Below are 17,116 nucleotides of genomic sequence, written 5' to 3' on the forward strand. Positions count from 1 at the left end.
TAGTCTAATGGTATAGGGTTAAACAACAATTAATAATGTTTCTTAATAGGAAATTCTTTTGTTCAACTAGCAATTTGTGCTTTGATTATTCCTACGCGTTGTTTGTTTTCTAGAATCTTATTACCTTGACTTAAAATTTCGTTCATTAACGCTGCTAATTCAGTTCACTTAGTAAAATCTCTTGAAGTCATCGCTGGTGTGCCAAGTCTAACACCCGAGGTAACGCGTGGACCTAAAGGATCGTTTGGAATGGTATTTTTATTGACCGTAATGTTAAATTTTCCAAGCAAGTTTTCAGCATCAACACCGGTGATACCATAACCTTGGTAAACATTAATGGTGAACAAGTGATTATCAGTTCCACCAGAAATAATTGGCACATTGTAATTTTTAAATGCGTTGCAAAATTCATTTGCGTTTTTGACTATTTTTTGTGCATAAGTTTTATACTCAGGTTTTAAAGCTTCACCAAAAGCAACGCATTTGCCAGCGATTTGGTGCACTAAAGGCCCGCCTTGGAAGCCTGGAAAAACTCAACGGTCAACTTTTTTAGCAATCTCTTCATTATTAGTCATAATGATTGCCCCGCGTGCCCCGCGCAAAGTTTTATGCGTAGTAGAAGTAATAATGTCTGCGTAAGGTACAGGCGAAGGGTGAAGTCCAGTAGCAACTAAACCCGCGATGTGAGCAATGTCAGCCATTAATTTGGCACCACAAGCATCAGCAATTTCCCTAAATTTTTGAAAGTCAACAATTCTTGAATAAGCTGAATAGCCGCAAATAATGAGTTGTGGTTTTTCTTTAATTGCGATTTCTTTAATTGCTTCGTAATCAAGTAATCCATTTTCATCTGTATAGTAAGTTGCAGTTGTAAAAAATGTGCCGCTAAAAGTGATTTTGTAACCATGACTAAGGTGCCCGCCAGAAGCTAAATCTAAACCCATAATTTTATCTCCTGGTTTGCAAATTGAGCTAATGGCTGCTGCGTTTGCAGTTGAACCTGAATATGGTTGTACATTCACATAATTAACATTGAAAAGTTTTTTTAGACGATTTTGTGCTAAAAGTTCAAGTTCATCAGTAAATTCGCAGCCACCATAGTAACGTTTTTGCGGATAGCCTTCAGCATATTTGTTAGTAAAAATTGAGCCAGTTGCCTTCAAAACATCTTCACTAACATAGTTTTCGCTTGCAATTAATTCGATGTGGTCTTCTTGACGTTTAGCTTCTTTGTTAATAATTGCGGCCACATCTTGATCAAGTAAATTAATCCGGTAATAATTGTCGTGTTTGTCCATATATACCTGTCTATTTTTTGTTGTAATAATCATTAATAAGTTGAATGGTTTCTGCTTCAGCAGTAATTCTTAAAGTAGGGTAGTTTTTATCATCTTTGAGGAATTCATCAATTTGTTTAATTTCATAAACTTTGAATTTAGTTTGCAATTCATCAACAATGTGCTTGATGTGTGTTTGTGGTTCGAGTTCAAAAGTTAAGTCAATTGATTTAAATGGTTCGTTGTTGTATTCAGCAAAGAGTGTTGTTTTTTTAGTTTGTTTTGGAGTTTTGAATTCAGCTACAACTAAACCATATTTATCAAAGGTCGGAATGAATTTACCAACTCAACCTATAAACTTACCATCTTGATAAATTTTTGCTGATACTTTAGGATGCACTAACTCATTGTCAGTAAATGGCGCAAATGAGAGATTATTCGTACCTAAAAAATTAGTTACATCTTGTTTTAATTCTTGGACTGATTTCACTGATGACACTAAGCCATAGACATATTCGTTATAGTTAATCATTCCATTTTCAAATAAGTTAAAAGATGTAATTTTACGTTTAAGGTTGTACTCGGCGACTTCAAGTAACGAAGGTAAAATTGAATTTCTAACTACTTCGCGTTCGAGAGAAACAAAAGTTTTTAAGTTAACATCTTGTTCAAAAGCAAAAGGATTAAATTTATTCTTTTCTTTACTTGTTAAGCTAAAGGTTCTTACTTCTTGATATCCAGCACCTGCAAGTTTTTCTTTGTCAACATTTCTAGTTTGAACTTCATAGTTTCTTAATTTTGGAGCTTGTGAAACAAATGAATCATAATTTGTGAATCTAAATAGTTCTTCAATAATGTCTTCAGTTGACTTAACGTCATTTCTATATAATGGCGCGTAAATATCCGTGTTTGCAGATAGCCGTTCTGCTTTAATACGTTTTTTGCCAGTAGTACGATTTAAAAACAAGAAGCCTAATTTTTCTAGTTTATCAGCAGCATCTTTGAATTGCAATTTCGCCTTGTTTTCAGAAACGTTTGCATATAAAGCTAAAGTTTTTGGATTGAAACGAATTTTTCTACTTTTTGGAAGGAAAGAATGTTTTTTCAATTCAGCATCATTTTTTCAAGTTAAATACTCGTTAAAATTTTTGCCAGCTAAAGTTGGCGCAATTTTAGCAGTAGCCAACCCATCTAAAGCACCTTGATTTTTTATAAAATCAAAAACTCTTAATAAGGTGTGTCCGCTAATACCACGAGCGCCTTGTACTGAAGCAGATGAATCGATTTTAATTTGTTTAGCTGCTTGCCTAATTTTTTTCGAATCAAAAGTACCGATTTCAAAAACAACTTTTTGAGTTTGCGCAGTAACTGCAGAATTTTCTAAACCCATTACCGATGCGATTGAAATTGGTTTGTTTTCGTCACGCACGATAATTACATCTTTGACATCAACTTCTTTTTTACCTAAAATTTCAAGTTTGCCCGTGTATAGTTCACACCAAAGTTTTTTGCCAATTTTAGTCGCATCATAAGCATGCACTGGTGTACCAAGCAACAACAATGCTAAGTTAGTCATATCAATAGCTCAAATGTTTTTAACTTCAATATGGTGTTTTGCTAAAAGTAATAAATTTGCAAATTTAGTTTGTGCATTTTTGACATCAACTTCAAAAAACATTAAGTGTTGATTGAATTCGCTTACCTTTGCAATTTTAATGTCTGCTTGATTTACTTTAAAACTCTTTGTTATAGGTTTATTGGTTCACAGTAATTCAGGAACAGTAACTCCATATTCAGCAGCAATTTCGTCAACTAAAGTTGCATAAGAATTGACATCAGAACGATTTGCTGGGGTTGTAATATCAAAAATAAAGTCATTTAGGTCAAAAAATTCAAGTGGGTCAGTAGTTAAATTTAGTTCAGGAAACTCACTTGTGTTTAGCATAACCAAATCATCTTCTGAGTAGGGTAAGTATTTAACGTCATAACCTAATTCAGGAAAACCAGATAACATTCCTTGTGAAGCTACACCTGCCATCATTTTGGTGGTAAAAGTAATTTCACCTAGTTTAGCGCCCTCAACAAAAGCAACTGCTCAGTAGCCAACTTGCGCGTTAGTTGCTACGGTTTGAATAGTCACATTGCCAGTAGCAGTTTCAAGTTGCACTACATTTAAGTTTTTGCTATTTGGATTTGGTTTGACATCAAGCACCTTACCAAATTTAATTCCTTGTGCTTGGCTAAACGGGGTAACACTTTCTACTTCATAACCTAAACGGTTAAAAATATTTTCTAATTCATCTTTTGAAATTGGGTTGGTTTGTAATTGCAAAAATTTATTGACTTGCTTAAGCGAAACTAACATATTTATTCCTTTCTATCGAGTTGAAAAATCAATTTTTTTGCCTGGTCCGAGTAAATCGTTTATTTCTTTAAAAATTTGAGATGTTTTAAAAGGCCTTTTTCCTTTATCTCAACCTAAAGGTGAGGGATGTGAAGCAAACAAGACATCCTTTTTGGTATAAGGTCATACATACTTGTTTCAAAATTCCATTGCCGCGTTACCTAAACAAACACAAATCAAATCAGGTTTGTGGTGCAAAATTTCGACAATTAACGCGCCTACATATTCGTGTCAACCAAGGTTATGATGACTTAAAGGCGCATTCACTCTAGAAGTTAAACAAGTATTAAGTAGTAACACACCTTGTTGTGCTCAGGATTCTAGAGAATTTGTTGTGAATGTTGCTGTGGGATAGGATGATTTGATAACTTTAAAAATATTATCGAGACTTTTGGGGCGCTCTGCTTGTCGTGTTGAAAAAGCTAAACCATCAGCAGCATTTTCGCCAGGATAAGGGTCTTGGCCGAGAATCAAAACTTTCAAATCCATTACATTACAATAGTTGCCAAAACGGAATCAGTCACGGTAATGTGGTGTAATTTGGTGAGTTTTAAGTTCAGCTTTTAAATTTGCTTTTAATTGACTGAAATCGTATTTTTGTAATACTCGTTGGTGCAAAATTGAAAAACTTCGATTCATTATCTGTTGTTAAATTGATTTAATGTTCTAAGGTCATTTTTGTAAAATTCACGAATATTTTTAATTTCATACTTAATCATCGCAAGACGTTCAAGACCAATTCCAGCAGCAAAAGCACTCATATTATTGGTGTAACCTGCTGCTCGCAAAACATTTTTGTGGATCATACCAGCGCCTAAAATTTCAATTCATTTATTTTTATAGAAGACATCAACTTCTACACTTGGTTCAGTGAAAGGGAAATAACTTGGCCGCATTCTGACTTTAACTTGTGTTTCAAAAACATAAGAAAGTAACGATTCAAGAGTTCATTTTAAATTCGCAAAACTAACATTGCCTACGCTAATAAAATCGAGTTGTGTGAATTGATGCGAGTGCGTTGTATCATCTTCGTCATTACGATAAACTTTGCCAATTGCAAACACATTCGCAGGTTGATTTGCTCTTTTTTCGAGTTCTTGGGCACTAATACCAGTATTGTGTGTTCGTAACAAAATTTTTTCATTTATATAAAGTGAATCCTGCATATCACGAGCAGGGTGATTTTGAGGAATGTTTAGTTTTTCGAAATTATACAAGTCAGTTGTAATTTCACCGGCTGTAGCTTCAAAATAGCCATTTTGGTAAAATCAATCTCTTAATTTGTTTTCAATTAAAGTAATAGGGTGAAGAGTACCAACTTTGTGAACTGGTGTTGTGACATCCACAAATTCTTTGCTAATTGCTTCCTCTAATTTATATCTTTCAATTTGAGCTTCAGCTTCTTTGATTTTTTGTTCGTAAAACTTTTTAAGTTCGCTTAATTGCTTTCCCAATTCCTTTTTTTCTTCTGGTGAAGCGCTTCTTACTTTGTTTTGTAAGGTTTGAAATTCACTGTTGTCACCATAAATTTGATTTTTAGCTTGTTTAAGTTCTTCGAGAGTTTTGATTTTTTCTCATTGGATCATAATTATTCTCCTTCGTTTTGAATTCGTTTTAATTCTTGATATCACTCTTTAAATTTTTTAGAGTCGTTGTCACTAAAATCAATAAACTGCTTGTTTTTAATTTCATTTGGTAAATACTGCTGTTTTACAAGACTATTCGGAAAATCGTGTGGATATTTATAACCTAAGCCATCACCTAAATACTTCGCGGAAGCATAATGAGCATCTTTGAGGTGTTTTGGTACTTCAAAAACGTTTCCTTGGTCAACAAAATTGTTTAACTCACCAATACTTTTTACAACTGTATTACTTTTAGGCGCAAGCGCCACAGTAATTATTGCAAAATAAATCGGTAAATTAGCCTCTGGAAAACCTAACTTTTCCACCGCATCAAAAGCTGCATCGATTCGCATAGGTAAATTTGAGTCTGCTAAACCAACATCTTCATAAGCAGCACAAGTCAATCTTCTAAACAAACCGTGATAGTCGCCTGACTTGAGTATAAGTGTTCCTCAGTAAAGCGCAGCATCAACATCACTACCACGTAACGACTTATGAAATGCTGATAAAAAGTGATAGTGTGCATCGGCATCTTTATCGCTATAAAAATTTATATTAGGAATAATCTTTTTAATTTGTGTTTCCGTAATTTCTTCGTCCTTACTGCTCACAAGAGAAATTAGTTGCAAATTATTAATAGCTGAGCGGTAATCTCCGTTGGAGACTTTGACTAAATTCTTTAAGTTTTGGTCTGAAATTTTTAAGTCGAGAAAATAAGTTTCTTTGACTTTTTTAAGTCCTAAAAAAATGTCTTCTTCACTAATTTTATTAAACTGTCGAATTTGCATTCTGCTTCTAAGGGCCGGGTTAACGCGAAAATAAGGATTTTCAGTTGTGGTGGCATAAACTATAATTTTGTCTGCTTCTAAATAAGAAAGTAAGATATCTTGTTTATCTTTATTAAGTCTGTGAATTTCGTCCAAAATAATAATGTCTTTGGTCTCTAATAATTCTTGCAAATCTTTTTTTGAATCAATTGTTGCATTAAAAAAACCATAACTTAAACCTAAATCATTAGCTAAAGCAACTGCGGCGCTTGTTTTACCAGTTCCGCTTTCGCCGTAAAAAATGAAACTAAAGTGTAATTGGTTTTGAGCAACTTTTTTTAATAAGTCCGTAACTTGTGGCTGCCCAATTACGTCATTTAGTGTTTTGGGTCTAAGTTCATTGGCTAAATTTTTCATAATTTAAATTTTACTTAGAATTCTATTATTAAGATAAATAATAAAAATTTCATCACTTAAAAAACTAGAGTTTAGGAGAGGGTAGTGTCTAATTTATTTTTTAAGAAATTCTTTATTAAAAATTTTTTCCGCAATATGTTTAGGAACAACTTTCGAAAGTTCTTCTACAGAAGCATTATATATGTCACTATAAGATTTAAAATGACTTAGTAATCTATTTTCCATCATTTCGCCTAAACCTTTAATCGAACGCAATTTTCCATCTAGAGATGAAATTCTATGGCGAGTTCGAAAATGTTCTTTTGCGAAGCGATCAACTTCTATTTGCATTTCTGCTAAAAAAGAAAAAAGTTTTTTATCTGCAATTTCAACTTCCTCACGTTCTAAGTTAATCAATGCTCTTGTTCTGTGTTTGTCATCTTTTACAAGCCCAACTAAAGGAATATCTAAATCTAGAAAGTTCAAAACTTTTTGTACAGCATTAACTTGTTGAAGTCCGCCATCAACAATAATTAGCGATGGCAAAACATTGAAGTTAAGATTTCGTAAATATTTTTCAGCAGTCATTTTCATATATTGGACATCAGCGTGTTGATCAATTAAATTTTCGTGATTATATTTTCGGTAAAGACTTTTACTTTTTACACCATCAATATAAACAACTGCTACTCCAATTGGGTTTGTATTATTCAAATTTGAATTATCAAATAAAACAATTTGCTTTAAATCTTTAACAGGTACATATGTTTTAAGCAACTCTAACATTGCTTGCGCTTCTCTAGCTTTGTCTTTAATTTGTAAATGATTATTTTTGTAATATTCATCAATGTTTTGTAAACCCAAACTTAAAATTTGAGCATTAATACCAGTTTTTGGGAGAATAAATTTTTGCGAAAGATTTGAAAAATCAAATTCAAAATCACTGATGTTAATGTTTGAAATAATTTTGTTAGGTATCAAATTTAAATTGTAAAAACGGTTCACAAACGTTTCAAAAGTGTGTTTTAAGTCAATTTTAATTGGTATTGTGTAAAACTCACGGTGAATCAAAATTCCATAACGATAAAAAATTATGTTTATATAAAGAAAGTTATCAATTTCTTTAGCTGAAAACACGTCGATGTCACTTATTTCTTTTAATTCAATAACTTGGTTTTCGTTTAATTTTTTCAAATAAGTTCAACAATCTTTTAAATCTTTAGCGATAGCAAATTGATTATTATCTGCAGCTTCATACATTTTCCTTTCTAATTCATTAATATATGAGCTGTTGAATTTTAAAATTCCTTTGATTTTTTCGAATTTTTCTTTTCAAAATTCATAGTCATCATTTTTTATATATAGACCTTTTTCATAAAAAGCTTCTCTTTCTAATAATTTTAAAATTGGTCTGGCTCCATATCCATTCGGAAAAGGGCCAAAATAGAAAGAAGTTGGCGAATCGCTATGCTTAACTTTAAAAGAAAGATTAATGAAAAGTTTTTGTTTTAATTCAACTTTAATATATGGATATTTCTTGTCATCACGAAGCAAAATATTGTAGACTGGATTATATTTGCTGATAAATTGGCGTTCTAACAGTAAGGCTTCCTTATCATTGTTGACGACAAAAACTTCAAAATCAGCAATGTCTTGGACTAATTTTGAAGTTTTGTATGAATTTTCTGCTCCCTCAAAATATTGATGCATTCTATTTCTGAGGTTTTTTGCTTTTCCGACGTAAACCACTTCATCTTCGGCATTTTTTCAAAGATAAATTCCTGCAGAAGTGGTAACACCTTTAAGTTTTTTAAGTATTTCTTCTTTTGTCATTATTTGGATTAGTCAATATAGTTTTCAATGAATTGAGCAAGAAGTTCTTTAGGATAGTATTCGTAGCAAGTTTTTTGAATTTGATTGTTTTTAACAAAAACAAAAGTAGGAACTTTTAAAACTTGTCATTTAGAAGTAGGATCTCTAAAAATACCCGCTTCTTCCGCATCAATTTCTAAAAAAATGACATTTTCATTTTGTTTATAATCATCAATAAGTGCATTTACTATAGGTTGCATCATTTTGCAGTCACCACATCACGTTACGGAAAATTCAATAAAAAATAATTTATTTTTATTTTCTGGCAAGAGTAAAATGTTGTCTAACTCTTTAAAACTTATTTTTTTCATAATTTCTCCTATTTATCATTTTATAGTAAAGTTTTTTATTCTATTTGCTATTGACTTTAGTTCGAGATCTTCGAGCATCTTGATTGCGTCAGTTAAGTCACCATCAAAAAAATTTATACATTGACCAAGTGAATAATCAATTTGAACATCTTTGTTTAAAGTCGCTATTTTTTTATAAAAAAAAGCTAATTCCTTTTCGTTTTCTAGATTTTCGCGCAATTTGCTTTTAATTTCATCAATGTTTTTATAAATAGAATCAATATTGCCAAATTTTTGTAATAAAGTTATTGCCTTTTTCTCACCGATTTGATTCACACCCGGAATGTTATCTGAAGAGTCTCCTGCTAGACCTTTGAAATCAGGAATTTGATTCGGAAATAAATTAAAAATTTGGAAGAAATTTTGATTGGAAATAATTTTATAAGGGTTTTCGTAATCCGTTTTTCCTGTTTGAACTATAGTTACATTTTCGTCAACAAGTTGAAGCAAATCCTTATCATTTGAAAAAACATAGTAATGAAAACCTGGGTTCTTTGTAAAAGTGGCAATTATATCGTCCGCTTCATCTCCCTCGTGTTGAAGTCAAAAACAATTTAATTTTGTGAGTAATACTTTTAAAATATCGAACTGACTAAAAAGAATTTCTGGCGTTTTACTTCGACCTTCTTTGTAGTTTGCGAATTCTTGTTTTCGTCAAGTTTGCGAACTTGCATCAAAAGCAATCATTAAATGTGTTGGGTTAATATAGTCCAAAATTTTGAACAAAGATTTTAAAAAGACATAAATTGCATTTGTGTAAATACCCTTACTATTTTTTAAAATTTTTTCAGGTACATTCGGATTATACGTTGCATAAAATGACTTAAACATTAATAAATTTCCGTCTATTAATAGAAATTTGTTCATTTTAAATAATTCCTTTTCAATCTAACACTTGTGGATTTTTATTCGCTTTGTTTCATTCTATTTTCAGTTCTACTACCTTATATGTGGTAATACCGTTAAATTTTTCTTTCAGATAAGAACTTAAGAAAAACCTCATTGTTTTTGAAGTGTCCTTACAAATTAGTGTGTAAAAGTTCTTGCCAGAGTTCTTTTTTAATGAAACAAATTCAACAACGTACAAACTTGGAGGCTGACCATATTTAATTTCATTCAATCTTTTTGGATAGTTTTTTTCGTAAATTCGCGAATAAACAGCGTTAAAAGTCGTTCCTAAAGCTTCTTCTTCACAAGTTTTTTCGTAATCAATTTCATTAATAGTAAGCGCCTTATTATTCATTAATTCTTCGACGCTTTTAAGTGCCTGTGCTTGTTGAATATAAAATGTATAAGGATCATCAAGGTTTTTTGGTGGTTTAGGTAGTGAGTCGATAACGTTGTTAAAAATATAAAGTACATTTTTAATTGTGTTAAAGTCTCTAAACACATTAGCTTTGATTAAAGTTTCGATGTGGTTGTTTTTAATATCAGCAGCTTTTAATCTTAATAATGTTTCGATGAGGTTTTGCGAATATTCCTTGTGTATAGACTTATCCGCAACAATTTTCTTTACACTTTCAGCTCCAAAACCCTTAATAATATTGAAAGGCAAGTAAAGTTTATTATTGTGAACTTCACATTTTTTCGAAGAGTAAAAAATGTTTGGAGATTCAACAGCAAAACCCATTTCTTGCGCTTCTTGAACATACTGAATAATCGTATCTTGCGATTGTGAATTATTTGAAACTAAAGCTTTGTAGAAAAACGCAGGATAATAGCACTTGTAAAAAGCCATTTTAATAGTTAAATATGCATAACTTACTGCGTGTGACTTGTTAAAACCATAAAGACCAAAAAGTTTGATGTTTTCGTAAATTTCATTAGCAAATTCATGGCTCAATCCATTTTGTACAGCGCCCGCAATAAATTTACTTTGATACTCTTGAATTAATTCTTCATTTTTCTTGCTAATTGCACGTCGCAAGAAATCTGCTTCTCCAGGCGACATCAAAGCTACTTTTTGCGCAATTTGCGTTATCTGTTCTTGGTAAACAATAATTCCATAAGTTTTTTCAACGATTGCATTGTAATTTCTTTCGACTTTTGGATAATCAACTTTTTCATTCTTACGTTGAGCATAAGTATCAATGTAATTTTTTGGTCCAGGTCTAAAAAGAGAAATTACCGCGTATAAATCGTCAAAAACTTCCAGTTTAACTTTTTTAATAGTACTTTTCATTCCGTTTGATTCAAGCTGAAAAATTCCTTCAGTATAACCATCATTTAACATCATTAAAACGCTTGGATCGTTAATTACTCTTGAATCTCTTTTGTATAAGGAATCAAACCTTGCTTCGACGGGAATTTCCGCTTCAATATCAGCAATTTCAGTCAATGTTTTTAAACCAAGCAAATCAATTTTTAAGAAACCAAATTCTTCAATGTGTTTCATTGATAATTGAACTTGTAAAAAATTCATATCAGAAACTTCGAATGCAGGCAAATCTTTTAAAATTGGCGTGTTAGCAACGATTAAACCAGCTGGATGGTAACCATATTGTCTTGGCAGGCCTTCAAGTTGTACAGCTAATTCATATAAATTAGGATGTTGTTGAATTGCATCACGAAAAGCGAAGTTTTGCGCGTAAGTTTCAGCCAAGGTTGCGTTAAAAGGAATTAGCTTCGAAATTCTGTTAACTTCTGCAACTGAAATTCCTAGTGTTCGCGCTACATCTCGAATTGAATTTTTTGCTCCCATAGTTTGGAAAGTGCTAATCAAAGCAGTATTAGCATAACCATATTTTTGTTGTACATATTCAAAAACTTCATTTCTGCGATCATCTTGAATGTCAATATCAATATCAGGTCAAGTTTTTCGATCGGGATTTAAAAATCTTTCAAACAAAAGATCATATTTCAGGGGGTTTACGTCAGTAATTCCTAACAGATAAGACACAAGAGAACCAGCAGCACTGCCACGTCCAGGACCAATAGCAATGTTTTGACTTTTAGCTCATTTAATTAAATCTTGAATAATTAAAAAGTAATTAATAAAACCAAAATCTCGAATAACTTTACGTTCATAATTTAGTCTTTGCAACCAAGAGTCATACTCTTCTAATTCATCAATTCTCGCTCTGACACTTTCTTCAAGTAATTTGTTAAAGTAACTTTCGGCTTCTTGGTCGGTGAAATTGTTAAAGTGTGCTAAATTTAAATTTTTCTTTTCAAAAGTAACATTACAATTAATCACAATTTCGTTAATACGATTAAAAATTATAGTATCAGTGTCATTGCTAAATTCGTTATCATAATCGGGGAAATCAATTTGTGAAACAGGTAAATTACCGATTTTTTGTAAAGTTTTAAGTGCTTGGTTTTGACTGGCGAACAAAATTTTATTTTCCCGCACAACAATTTCATTATTTGATAACGCTTTGTATTTTCTGATAGTATAAAAATTAGAATTTTTTTCAAAAAAATCCGAATACATATTGCGATTGTCCAGAGTATAAAAACCTTTTGAAGGGTGATCAATTAAATAAAGATTGTCGTCGTCTTGAAATTTTTCAATAGGCACTGGTCCATGTTTGTTGACAAAATGAATTAATTCATTAAGACGTTGGTATCCAACGTTGTTTTTTGCTAATAACACTATTCTATAGACATAATTGTTAATTATAGTATCTAAATCAACACCAATAATTGGTTTAATTTTGTACTTTTTGCAAGCATCCAAAAATTCACCAAGTGCAAATAAATTATTGTGATCGGTTAAAGCGACAGCACTTACTCCATTTTTGGCATTGGTTTTTACTAAATCTTCAACACTTATTAAAGAATCTAAAAAAGAATAATGTGTTTGGTTATACAAATGAATTAATTTCATAATTCCCCGTTTCTGATATAATAAACTGCGAGCCGACATTGAGTATGTCAATGCAAGATCTGTTTTACAGATTTTTTTATATCTTAATAACTAATATTAAGTATATGCAAAAATAAAAAAATCATTGCATTTGCTCACTAAATTAAGTTAGACAAGTTTGAAAATTCCAAGCGAGAAAATTTATATTTTATTTTCTTAAAAAATAGAATATAGTGCTATAATAACTTTTGCTTTTTAGTACCTTTAAAAAGCGGAGAAGTAGCTCAGCTTGGTAGAGCGCTTGGTTTGGGACCAAGTGGTCGCAGGTTCAAATCCTGTCTTCTTCACCATTTACGGGGGATTAGCTCATTTGGCTAGAGCACTTGCCTTGCACGCAAGGGGTGGTGGGTTCGAATCCCATATCCTCCACCATTATGGCGTTGTAGCTCAGTTGGTTAGAGCATCCGGTTCATACCCGGAAGGTCATGAGTTCGACTCTCATCGACGCTACCAAAATATGGAATACCTAACGGTTATACGGACCTATAGCTCAATGGTTAGAGCAACCGGCTCATAACCGGTTGGTTACAGGTTCGAATCCTGTTGGGTCCACCAGGGGTGATTACCCAAGTCTGGCTGAAGGGAGCAGTCTTGAAAACTGCCAGGGGCTTCACGGCCCGCGGGGGTTCGAATCCCTCATCACCCGCCATTTGTTCCATGTGAACACCAGAACTTTACATCGCGGGGTGGAGAAGTTAGGTATCTCGCAGGGCTCATAACCCTGAGGTCGTTGGTTCAAGTCCAACCCCCGCCACCAAAATGGTCCAGTGGTAAAGTGGTTTAATACGCCTCCCTGTCACGGAGGAGATCGCGGGTTCAATTCCCGTCTGGACCGCCACGGCTCTGTAGCTCAGTTGGTAGAGCAACGGACTGAAGCTCCGTGTGTCGCTGGTTCGATTCCTGCCGGAGCCACCATATCGCTTCAATTAGTTCCTTTGAGGAACTTTTTTTTATAAAGTTAATTAAATCGAACAAAATCAATTTGATTTTGAAACCTATATTATAGTGGTATTGGCAAAATTGACTCGTAAAAATTGGCATCGTATTTTTACTAAATTCGCAGAAATAGTTTGTATTTTTAAACGATTCATTATATTATTAAAATAAGCAGGGTGATTACCCAAGAGGCCGACGGGAGCAGTCTCGAAAACTGTCAGGGATGCAAATCCCTCGAGGGTTCGAATCCCTCATCACCCGCCAAATGTAAGCGCGCCATTAAAGTTTTGTAATCATTAAAAAACACTCTTGACAAGAAGCAAGAGTGTTTTTTACTAATAGCGTGGTTATTTATTTTCTAAAGTCGATTACAGCACGACCTAAGAATTCACCTTTTTGTAATTTGTCAAAAATTTCTGGAATTTCGTCAATTCTTACTACACGAGTAACTTCTGATTTTACTTTACCTTCAGCTGCGTATTCAAGCGCTTCAGCTAAGTCGAGTCTGGTTCCAACAATAGAACCAACAAGTTCTCTTTCAAAAAGTACTGTTCAGAAGATTGAAACACCAAATTCATCTTTACCATGCGCATCTTTTGATGGTAAACCAACAAGAACTTGACGACCATTACGACGTAAAATGTCCATACCGTTTTGAGCTGCTTGTTTTGACACTGAGGTGTTAATTACACCATGAGCACCACCATTGGTAGCTTTAATTAAGTTTTGTACTCAGTTAGGATCTTTAGCTGAGTTGAAAGCAAATTCTGCACCACTTTTAAGTGCTAAGTCACATTTTTCATCGGTTAAATCAACACCAATTGGACGGTAGCCCATTGCTTTTGCATATTGAATTGCAAGTTGTCCAAGTCCGCCAACTCCAATTACTGCTACTCATTGACCAGCTCTTACGTTAGCACGCTTGATTGCTTTGTAAGTTGTCACACCAGCACACACAACAGGAGCGCCTGTGATAAGGTCAAGTTTTTCAGGCACGATACCAACAAAGTCTTCGTGGCCAATTGCGTATTCAGCAAATGAACCATCTTTGGTGTAAGCTGACATATTTTGGTTTGGACAAAGTGTTTCTTCACCTTGTAAACAGAATTCACAGCTGCCACATGCATCGTGGAGTCAAGCTAAACAAACTCTGTCACCAACTTTAAGTCTGGTGCAACCTTCACCAAGCTTTGTAACAATTCCGATACCTTCATGGCCAGGAATAAGTGGGTATTTTGGTTGTACTAACCAGTCAAAGTTAGCGGCATGTAAATCAGTGTGGCAAACGCCAGATGTTTCCATCTTAATAAGCACTTCTTTGTATTTTGGTTTTGGAATTTCAACTTCTTCGACGCTTCATTGTTTTGGAGCACGAACGACAAAAGCTTTCATTTTTTCCATAATCATTCACTTTCTGCAAGAGGTAAATGTGTCAAAGTATATAAAAATCTCTTACATTTTTATTTTAGAATTTTTATAAAAAATCACAATTGAATAGTCAAAGCGGTAAGCAAATTGTTTTGATATTTTCATAGTAAACTCTGCTTTTTATCGTTATTTTGAATGCGAAAAAAGCAAAAACAAGCTCATTTGGAACAAAAATGAAACAAATGCGTTTGCCCCAATTTTTCTAACTCACTAGAGATAAGCCTTTTATTATAAAATTAATAGATATTTAATTTTTAATAAACAGAAAGGATGTTTATGGACCGTACACTTCTTAAAGAAAATTTTTATCGTGCCGTGAATAAAGAGTGACTTGCGAAAACAAAGATTCCAAACAATCGACCAAGTATTGGTACTTTTGTGGAAATTCACCTAAAGAACGAAAAGAGAGTAGAAAAATTAGCAGACGAACTTGAGCAAAAATTTGTTAACAACAAATTGACAGACCCAATTTTACAAAACTTCGCAAAATTTTATCAACTCACAACTAATGCTACTAAGAGAGATGAACTCGGAGTGACTCCGTTACTTCCTTATCTCGAAGAACTTAAACAACTCGATTCACTTGAAGATTACTGAAGCAAGTATTCGCATCTTGCGCTAAATGGCTTTAATGCAATTCTTAACTTTTCAGTTTATGCAGATTTTGCTAACAGTCAAAATCAAATTTTGTACGTTGAACCAGCAACAATTATCTTGCCTGAAATTTCATACTACAAAGATGATCATCCACAAAAGAAAGTTTTACTTCGTGCCTATGACAAAGGCGCAAAGAAAATTCTTGCTCAACTTGGTTTTAGCCCAGAAGAAATTCGTGCATTGTTAAAAGGTACACATAAATTTGATGAAAATTTAGCGGCTTACTACCCAAGCGGCCTTGAATTATCTGATTATTCAAAAATGTATAACCCACTTACTTTGAAAGAATTCAATAAGTTTTCAAAGAATGTGAAGTTATCAACCTTAGTGCAAGAATTAACTGGTAAAGATGTCAAAATTGTTTCACCAACTTACCCAAGATTCTTCGAAAATCTTGACAAAGTTGTTAACCGTCGTAACTGAAACCAATTCAAATCATGATTAATTGTTACTACAGCACTTGATTTTGCTAAGTATGCTGATGACGCTACTAGAGTAACCGCAACCCAATTTGGTCGTGTAGTTTCTGGTGTTAAGAGACCAAAAGCACCAAAAAAAGTAGCAACAGACCTTGCTGTGAGCTTCTTTTCAATGCCAGTGGGAATGGCTTTTGTGGACAAATACTTTTCAAATAAAATCAAAAAAGACGTTGAGAAAAAAGTTGCTACAATGATCGAGATTTATGCGCAAAGATTACAAAACAACACCTGACTTTCACCAGCAACTAAAGAAAAAGCTTTACTCAAATTGAGAACTTTAGACGTGCAAATTGGTTATCCAAAAGAATTTCGTCCATTTTACAAAGACTTTAAAGTTAGTTCATACGCTGAAGGCGGTAATTTATTGGCAAACGTAATCGAACTCGCAAAAGTCAGAATGAAGTGAAGCTTTTCATGCATCGACACACCAGTTAACAAAAACTTCTGAGGTATGGCGCCAAACGTAGTGAATGCATACTACTCACCTGTATTTAACCAAATTGTTTTCCCAGCTGCTATTTTAAATGAACCATTTTACTCGACAAAACAAAGTTCAGCAGCTAATTATGGTGGTATTGGTGCCGTGATCGCACACGAAATTAGTCACGCTTTTGACAATCACGGAGCACAATTCGATGAAAAAGGTAACTTGAATATGTGATGAACCCAAGCGGACTTTGATACTTTCACCGAATTAGGTAAAAAAATGATTGATTTATTTGATGGCGTGGAAACCTTCGGTGGTAAATGCGATGGAAAGTTAACTCTCTCAGAAAATATTGCTGATGCCGGTGGAATTTCTTGTGCTTTAGCAGCATCAAAACTTGATCCAGATCATTCTTCAGAAGATTTCTTCATTAGTTGAGCAACAATCTGAAGACAACTTATGACGGAAAATGCAGCCAAAGTTTTACTTGTGACTGACCCGCATGCTTCAACTGAATTAAGAGCAAATATGCAACTTAAAAATCTTGACGAATTTTACGAAACTTTCGATATAAAAGAAGGCGACAAGATGTTCTTGCCAAAAGAAAAGAGAGTTACGATTTGATAA

General features: G+C 33.3%; 11 protein-coding genes and 9 tRNA genes. 10 read left to right on the forward strand and 10 right to left on the reverse strand.

Features of this window, described 5'->3' with window-relative positions; genetic code table 4:
- Positions 1–29: 29 nt before the first annotated feature.
- The 9 genes from glyA to dnaE all read right to left on the reverse strand — a co-directional run bounded on the left by glyA (position 30) and on the right by dnaE (position 12,523).
- Entirely contained in the window at positions 30–1,298 is a 1,269-nt protein-coding gene (gene glyA / locus EXC55_RS02180) for a serine hydroxymethyltransferase (RefSeq protein WP_129623049.1), read from the reverse strand.
- A 10-nt stretch (positions 1,299–1,308) separates the two neighbouring features.
- Positions 1,309–3,642, reverse strand: a complete 2,334-nt coding sequence (locus tag EXC55_RS02185) for a phenylalanine--tRNA ligase subunit beta (protein WP_129623050.1) — start codon at positions 3,640–3,642, stop codon at positions 1,309–1,311.
- Between the two features lie 12 nt (positions 3,643–3,654).
- Entirely contained in the window at positions 3,655–4,320 is a 666-nt protein-coding gene (locus tag EXC55_RS02190; protein WP_129623051.1) for a uracil-DNA glycosylase, read from the reverse strand.
- The gene (gene pheS, locus EXC55_RS02195) at positions 4,320–5,267 is read right to left on the reverse strand and encodes a phenylalanine--tRNA ligase subunit alpha (RefSeq protein ID WP_129623052.1); all 948 of its coding nucleotides are present in this window, start codon (positions 5,265–5,267) and stop codon (positions 4,320–4,322) included. The genes EXC55_RS02190 and pheS overlap by 1 nt, the downstream gene beginning before the upstream one ends.
- Positions 5,268–5,269: 2 nt before the next feature.
- Entirely contained in the window at positions 5,270–6,490 is a 1,221-nt protein-coding gene (locus tag EXC55_RS02200) for a replication-associated recombination protein A (RefSeq protein ID WP_129623053.1), read from the reverse strand.
- 93 nt (positions 6,491–6,583) lie between these two features.
- Entirely contained in the window at positions 6,584–8,302 is a 1,719-nt protein-coding gene (locus EXC55_RS02205) for a GIY-YIG nuclease family protein (protein ID WP_129623054.1), read from the reverse strand.
- Between the two features lie 8 nt (positions 8,303–8,310).
- Positions 8,311–8,652: a thioredoxin family protein gene (locus EXC55_RS02210; protein WP_129623055.1), complete on the reverse strand. Its 342-nt coding sequence runs from the start codon at positions 8,650–8,652 to the stop codon at positions 8,311–8,313.
- Between the two features lie 12 nt (positions 8,653–8,664).
- Entirely contained in the window at positions 8,665–9,558 is an 894-nt protein-coding gene (locus tag EXC55_RS02215) for a 5'-3' exonuclease (protein ID WP_129623056.1), read from the reverse strand.
- A gap of 1 nt (position 9,559) precedes the next feature.
- Positions 9,560–12,523: a DNA polymerase III subunit alpha gene (gene dnaE, locus EXC55_RS02220; protein WP_129623057.1), complete on the reverse strand. Its 2,964-nt coding sequence runs from the start codon at positions 12,521–12,523 to the stop codon at positions 9,560–9,562.
- Positions 12,524–12,775: 252 nt separating this feature from the next.
- On the opposite strand from dnaE, the gene EXC55_RS02225 reads away from it, so the two are divergent.
- The 9 genes from EXC55_RS02225 (at position 12,776) to EXC55_RS02265 (ending at position 13,762) form a co-directional block, all read left to right on the forward strand.
- Positions 12,776–12,852 (forward strand) — tRNA-Pro (locus tag EXC55_RS02225).
- Positions 12,853–12,857: 5 nt separating this feature from the next.
- Positions 12,858–12,934: transfer RNA gene (locus tag EXC55_RS02230), tRNA-Ala, on the forward strand.
- Positions 12,935–12,938: 4 nt separating this feature from the next.
- Positions 12,939–13,015, forward strand: a tRNA-Met gene (locus EXC55_RS02235).
- 26 nt (positions 13,016–13,041) lie between these two features.
- A tRNA-Ile gene (locus EXC55_RS02240) sits at positions 13,042–13,117 on the forward strand.
- 1 nt (position 13,118) lies between these two features.
- A tRNA-Ser gene (locus EXC55_RS02245) sits at positions 13,119–13,211 on the forward strand.
- A gap of 31 nt (positions 13,212–13,242) precedes the next feature.
- Positions 13,243–13,319, forward strand: a tRNA-Met gene (locus tag EXC55_RS02250).
- 4 nt (positions 13,320–13,323) lie between these two features.
- Positions 13,324–13,400: transfer RNA gene (locus EXC55_RS02255), tRNA-Asp, on the forward strand.
- A 1-nt stretch (position 13,401) separates the two neighbouring features.
- A tRNA-Phe gene (locus EXC55_RS02260) sits at positions 13,402–13,477 on the forward strand.
- Positions 13,478–13,672: 195 nt separating this feature from the next.
- A tRNA-Ser gene (locus tag EXC55_RS02265) sits at positions 13,673–13,762 on the forward strand.
- Positions 13,763–13,849: 87 nt separating this feature from the next.
- On the opposite strand, the gene adhP is transcribed toward EXC55_RS02265, so the two are convergent.
- Complete coding sequence (adhP, locus tag EXC55_RS02270; protein WP_129623261.1) at positions 13,850–14,890, reverse strand: alcohol dehydrogenase AdhP; 1,041 nt, start codon at positions 14,888–14,890, stop codon at positions 13,850–13,852.
- A 312-nt stretch (positions 14,891–15,202) separates the two neighbouring features.
- On the opposite strand from adhP, the gene EXC55_RS02275 reads away from it, so the two are divergent.
- Positions 15,203–17,116 carry a M13-type metalloendopeptidase gene (locus EXC55_RS02275; RefSeq protein WP_129623058.1) on the forward strand — a complete coding sequence of 638 codons (1,914 nt, stop codon included), beginning with the start codon at positions 15,203–15,205 and terminating at the stop codon, positions 17,114–17,116.

This window comes from Mycoplasmopsis columbinasalis, assembly GCF_900660705.1.
Classification (GTDB): domain Bacteria; phylum Bacillota_I; class Bacilli_A; order Mycoplasmatales; family Metamycoplasmataceae; genus Mycoplasmopsis; species Mycoplasmopsis columbinasalis.